The following is a 4928-nucleotide window of genomic DNA, read 5'->3' as shown; positions in this document are numbered from 1 at the left end:
GGCTGGAAAGACGCCTTGACAAGACGAAAGAGGGTGGGGGCGCAAAAACAACCGGGGGCCGCCAGGGTTGGGGGTTAAAAGAACCTGCCGGCACGTTGCGGTTGGGGCGCGGTGCGAGCGCCGGCCGGGGGCCGGAAGAAGACAGCGCAGTTCCGATCGGTGCGAGTGCCGGCCGGGGGCCGGAAGATTTTAAGTCCAGTACCGGACGGTGCCAGTGTCAGCCGGGGGCCGGAAGATATTTAGTCCAGTTCCGATCGGTGCGATTTAGATTTGGGTCGGGTTGGCCACGGGGCCTGGTTGAGGCCGGGGGCGGTGGCCACGGCTGCCGTCGTGGCCACCAGGTGGGGCTGTGGCTGTGGTCGTGGCCGCCGGGTGGGGCTGAGGCTGCGGGTCTAGCCCCCTTAGGGCTCGGACTGCGGTCTAGCCCCTTAGGGCTCGGACTACTGCGGAGGGGCTGGGGCGGCCTAGGTGTTCTGCCATCCACTTGCTGGTGTCGGCTAGCTTGTCCAGGTTTATGCCGTGGTGGATTCCTAGGCCGTCCAGCATCCACACCAGGTCTTCAGTCGCCAAGTTTCCTGTTGCGGATTCTGCGTAGGGGCAACCGCCTAGGCCGCCTGCGGAGGCGTCTACCGTCGTGACTCCGCATTCCAGGGCCGCGTAGGTGTTGGCCAAGGCCTGGCCGTAGGTGTCGTGGAAGTGCACTGCTAGTGGTGCGACTTCGTCGAAGGTTGCCAGTAGTGCTTTTACCTGGCCTGGGGTGGCTACGCCGATGGTGTCGCCCAGGGAGAGTTGTGAGCAGCCCATGTCCAGGAGGCGTTTTCCTACGCTTGCTACCTGTTCTCGTGCTACTGGGCCTTCCCAGGGGTCGCCGAAGCACATGGAGACGTAGCCGCGTACGTCCAGGCCTTCGGCTCGGGCTCGTGTCACCACTGGGTCGAACATGGTGAATTGTTCGTCCAGGGTGCGGTTGAGGTTGCGGTTCGCGAAGGTTTCGGTGGCGCTGGCGAAGATCGCGATGTCTTTGACGCCTGCTGCTAGTGCCCTGTCGAGGCCGCGTTCGTTGGGGACCAGGACTGGGTAGCGGACGCCGGGGCGTTGCTTCAGGGCTGCCAGGAGGTCTTCGGCGTCTGCCAGCTGCGGTACCCACTTGGGGTGGACGAAGCTGGTTGCTTCCAAGACCGTGGAGCCTGCGTCGGCCATGCGGTCCAAGAATTCGAGCTTGATGTCCACCGGGACGATTTCGGACTCGTTCTGGAGGCCGTCGCGGGCGCCCACCTCCCAGATGGTGATCCTTTCCGGCAGGCCTTGGCCTGGGACCACGTCTGGGAGGTTGACGTCACGCGCGCCCATCGGCCACCGCGTTTCCGGGGCGGTAGTCGTCGTCGGGGTTGTCGTTGATCTCGCGGTAGAGCAGCGAGTGGACGCGTTCGACGTTGGGGATGTCGTCGAACTCGAGGGGCTCGTCGGAGGCCGACTCGATGATCAGGGTGCCGCAGCCGAGGACGCGGTCTAGGAGGCTGTGCTCGAACCTGACGCTGTTGATGCGGGACAGCGGGATGTCCAGGCCGGTGCGCTTGAGGACGCCTTCACGCGCCATGACGCGGTCGCTCGTGACGATGAAGTGCGTGGTGCGCCAGCGGATCAGCGGGGCGAGGGTCAGCCAGCCGATCAGGACCACCCCGACCACGCCTAGTGCGATCTGCGCGATCGTCGACCACGACTGCTCGGCGACCAGCGACGCGGTGAAGGCGAACGCCGCCACCACCGCGAGCAGGAAGAACACCGGGAGCAGCAGCATCTTCCAGTGCGGGTGATTGTGGATCACGACGTGCTCGCTGGGGCTGAGCAGGTCGTCGGGGTACGCCACGGCGGTCCTCCGGGTGGGGCGGCACTGAACGGACGAGCCACGGTACCGCCGGACGAGCGGGGCGGTCGGGACCTACGACGTGTTCGTTATACCGGGCGGAGGTGAACGACATCACCCGCGGAAACCGAGTGGTCCACGCCGTTGTCCGCGCGGACCACCAGCGTGCCGTCGAGCGCGATGTCGTGGCCGGTGCCGAGCAGTTCGGCACCGCCGGTCAGCTCGACGCGGACCCGCTGGCCGAGGGTGGAGCAGTGCTCGCGGTAGTCGTCGAGGAGGCCGGAGTCGCGGGCGTCGCCGGAGACGCTGCGCCAGTCGGACTCCAGCTCGGACAACGCGGTGAGCAGGCGCTCGGCGATGGTGGTGCGGTCGAGGTCGGTCGCGCCCTCGTCGGCGAGGGAGGTCGGGGTGAGGCCGCCGGGGCCGGGAACGACGTCGGTGGGCAGCGGGGCGATGTTGAGGCCGATGCCGACGACGACCGCGCCGCCGCTCGTTTCCGCCAGCACGCCCGCGCCCTTGCGGCGGTCAGGGCCGAGGAGGAGGTCGTTGGGCCACTTCAGGGTCGCTTGGACGCCCAGCGCGTCCGCCACGCGCACCAGCGACAGGCCCGCGATCAGCGTGAGCCACGGCAGGCGGGCCGGGTCGACGCCCGTCGGGCGGAACAGGACGCTGACGTAGAGGCCGCTGCCGGGCGGGGACACCCAGGTCCGGCCGCGCCTGCCCTGGCCCGCCGTCTGCTCGTCGGCGATCAGGACGGTCCGGTCCGGCGCGCCGTCGGCGGCGGCCCGCACGAGGTCGGCGTTCGTGGACCGGGTGCTGGGGGTGAAGTCGATCGCGGCGTAGGGCCCGACCAGGCGGGATCGCAGGGCGTCGACGTCGAGTGGCGTGCTCACGGGGTCATCGTAGGAAGGCGTCCGCCCCGCCGCCGGTCGGAGCGGGACGAGCGGCGGGGCGGACGGGACAAGTCAACGATCTCCAGTTCGGTGGAGGTCAAGTGAGGTGAGCTACTGATCAGTACAAGTCGGTCCGGCTGTGGTTAGGCTGCTGGACCATGAGCAGTGCCACGGAACCGGTCGGCGACGAGGCCGACGTCCACACCACGGCCGGGAAGCTGGCCGACCTCTACCGGCGCAACGAGGCGGCGGTGCACGCGGGCTCCGAGCGGGCGATCGAGAAGCAGCACGCGAAGGGCAAGAAGACCGCCCGCGAGCGCATCGACGCGCTGCTCGACGCGGGGTCGTTCATCGAGTTGGACGAGCTGGCGCGGCACCGGTCCACGAACTTCGGGCTGGAGAAGAACCGGCCGTACGGCGACGGCGTGGTGACCGGGTACGGCACGGTCGACGGTCGGCCCGTGTGCGTGTTCAGCCAGGACGTGACGATCTTCGGCGGCTCGCTCGGCGAGGTGTACGGCGAGAAGATCGTCAAGGTCATGGACCTGGCGCTGAAGACCGGACGACCGCTCATCGGGATCAACGAGGGCGGCGGTGCCCGGATCCAGGAGGGCGTCGTCTCGCTCGGCCTCTACGGCGAGATCTTCCGCCGCAACGTCCAGGCGTCGGGCGTGATCCCGCAGATCTCCTTGATCATGGGCGCGAACGCGGGCGGCCACGTCTACTCGCCCGCTTTGACGGACTTCGTCGTCATGGTCGACCAGACGTCGCACATGTTCATCACCGGCCCGGACGTGATCAAGACCGTCACGGGCGAGGACGTCGGCTTCGAGGAACTGGGCGGCGGCAGGACGCACAACACCAAGTCCGGCAACGCGCACTACCTCGGGTCCGACGAGGACGACGCCATCGCGTACGTCAAGGAACTCCTGTCGTACCTGCCGTCGAACAACCTGTCCGAGCCCCCGGTGTTCGACGCGCCCCAAGACGTCGTCACCGGCGCTTTGGAGGACTCGATCACCGACTCGGACCGCGAGTTGGACACCCTGATTCCCGACTCGGCGAACCAGCCGTACGACATGCACGAGGTCCTCACGCGGGTCTTGGACGACGGCGAGTTCCTCGAGGTCCAGCCGCTGTTCGCCCCGAACATCCTGGTCGGCTTCGGCCGCGTGGACGGCCACGCGGTAGGCATCGTCGCCAATCAGCCCACCCAGTACGCGGGCTGCCTCGACATCGACGCCAGCGAGAAGGCAGCCAGGTTCGTCCGCACCTGCGACGCCTTCAACGTGCCGGTTCTGACGTTCGTGGACGTCCCTGGCTTCCTGCCGGGAACGGACCAGGAGTGGAACGGCATCATCCGCCGAGGCGCGAAACTCATCTACGCCTACGCGGAAGCCACGGTCCCACTCGTCACCGTGATCACGCGGAAGGCTTATGGCGGCGCCTACGACGTCATGGGCTCCAAGCACCTCGGCGCGGACATCAACCTGGCGTGGCCAACAGCCCAGATCGCGGTCATGGGCGCCTCCGGCGCGGCGAACATCGTCCACCGGAAGACCCTGGCCAACGCGGTCTCGGCAGGCGAGGACGTGGACGCCCTCCGGGCGCGCCTGCAGGCCGAGTACGAAGACACCCTGTGCAACCCGTACGTGGCAGCCGAACGCGGCTACGTCGACTCGGTGATCCCACCGTCGTACACGCGGGCATACGTGGCACGAGCGTTGACCATGCTGCGGGACAAGAGGGAAACGATGCCGCCCAAGAAGCACGGGAACATCCCGCTGTGAGCGAGGAGAGGCGACCGTTCCTGAGGATCGTCCGGGGCCAGCCGGACGATGCGGAACTGGCTGCGGTGGTAGCGGTGGTGGCCGGCTTGGGGTCCGACCCTGTGGCGGAGAAGGCCGTGGAGCGGCGGTCCGCTTGGGGTGATCCGACTCGGCGGGTTCGCGGGGTGCTTCGGCCTGGGCCGGGGGCTTGGCGGGCATCCGGCTTGCCGCAGTAGGCCCGCTCACTCAGCGGCTCCGGCTTCCAGCCTGGCCGGTTTGGTGGCCTCGGCTTCCAGCCTGGCCGGTCGGCGGCTTCGATTCCCAGCCCGCTGTGTCCGATTTGATTTGGGGCCCCTAGATTTGCCCCTTGATCGGGCCAAAAGGCAGTGCCCCAAAGCCCTG

At 68.0% G+C, this 4928-nt stretch carries 5 protein-coding genes; 2 read left to right on the top strand and 3 right to left on the bottom strand.

Going from position 1 to position 4928, the window contains the following annotated elements; translation table 11 throughout:
• Positions 1-420: 420 nt before the first annotated feature.
• The 3 genes from ACFWW9_RS45815 to ACFWW9_RS45805 all read right to left on the bottom strand — a co-directional run bounded on the left by ACFWW9_RS45815 (position 421) and on the right by ACFWW9_RS45805 (position 2757).
• Positions 421-1350 carry a hydroxymethylglutaryl-CoA lyase gene (locus ACFWW9_RS45815; protein ID WP_390389912.1) on the bottom strand — a complete coding sequence of 310 codons (930 nt, stop codon included), beginning with the start codon at positions 1348-1350 and terminating at the stop codon, positions 421-423.
• Complete coding sequence (locus ACFWW9_RS45810) at positions 1337-1867, bottom strand: PH domain-containing protein (RefSeq protein WP_390389909.1); 531 nt, start codon at positions 1865-1867, stop codon at positions 1337-1339. Before ACFWW9_RS45810 ends, ACFWW9_RS45815 begins: the two co-directional genes overlap by 14 nt.
• An 86-nt stretch (positions 1868-1953) precedes the next feature.
• Positions 1954-2757 (bottom strand): biotin--[acetyl-CoA-carboxylase] ligase, encoded by an 804-nt coding sequence (locus ACFWW9_RS45805; RefSeq protein WP_390389906.1) that lies wholly within the window; start codon positions 2755-2757, stop codon positions 1954-1956.
• A gap of 158 nt (positions 2758-2915) precedes the next feature.
• Here ACFWW9_RS45805 and ACFWW9_RS45800 point away from each other — a divergent pair, with 158 nt between their 5' ends.
• Both ACFWW9_RS45800 and ACFWW9_RS45795 read left to right on the top strand, forming a co-directional pair.
• Positions 2916-4547, top strand: coding sequence for an acyl-CoA carboxylase subunit beta (locus ACFWW9_RS45800; protein WP_390389904.1), 1632 nt, complete (start codon positions 2916-2918; stop codon positions 4545-4547).
• Positions 4544-4762 (top strand): acyl-CoA carboxylase subunit epsilon, encoded by a 219-nt coding sequence (locus ACFWW9_RS45795; protein ID WP_390389902.1) that lies wholly within the window; start codon positions 4544-4546, stop codon positions 4760-4762. The genes ACFWW9_RS45800 and ACFWW9_RS45795 overlap by 4 nt, the downstream gene beginning before the upstream one ends.
• Positions 4763-4928 lie beyond the last annotated feature (166 nt).

Origin of the sequence: Umezawaea sp. NPDC059074, assembly GCF_042738955.1 — a bacterium.
Classification (GTDB): Bacteria; Actinomycetota; Actinomycetes; order Mycobacteriales; family Pseudonocardiaceae; genus Umezawaea.
This window is presented reverse-complemented; position numbering and strand designations above follow the sequence as displayed.

Coding starts and splice junctions, on each gene's coding strand:
- ACFWW9_RS45815 (WP_390389912.1), bottom strand. CDS start 1,350: ATGGGCGCGCGTGACGTCAACCTCCCAGACGTGGTCCCAGGCCAAGGC.
- ACFWW9_RS45800 (WP_390389904.1), top strand. CDS start 2,916: ATGAGCAGTGCCACGGAACCGGTCGGCGACGAGGCCGACGTCCACACC.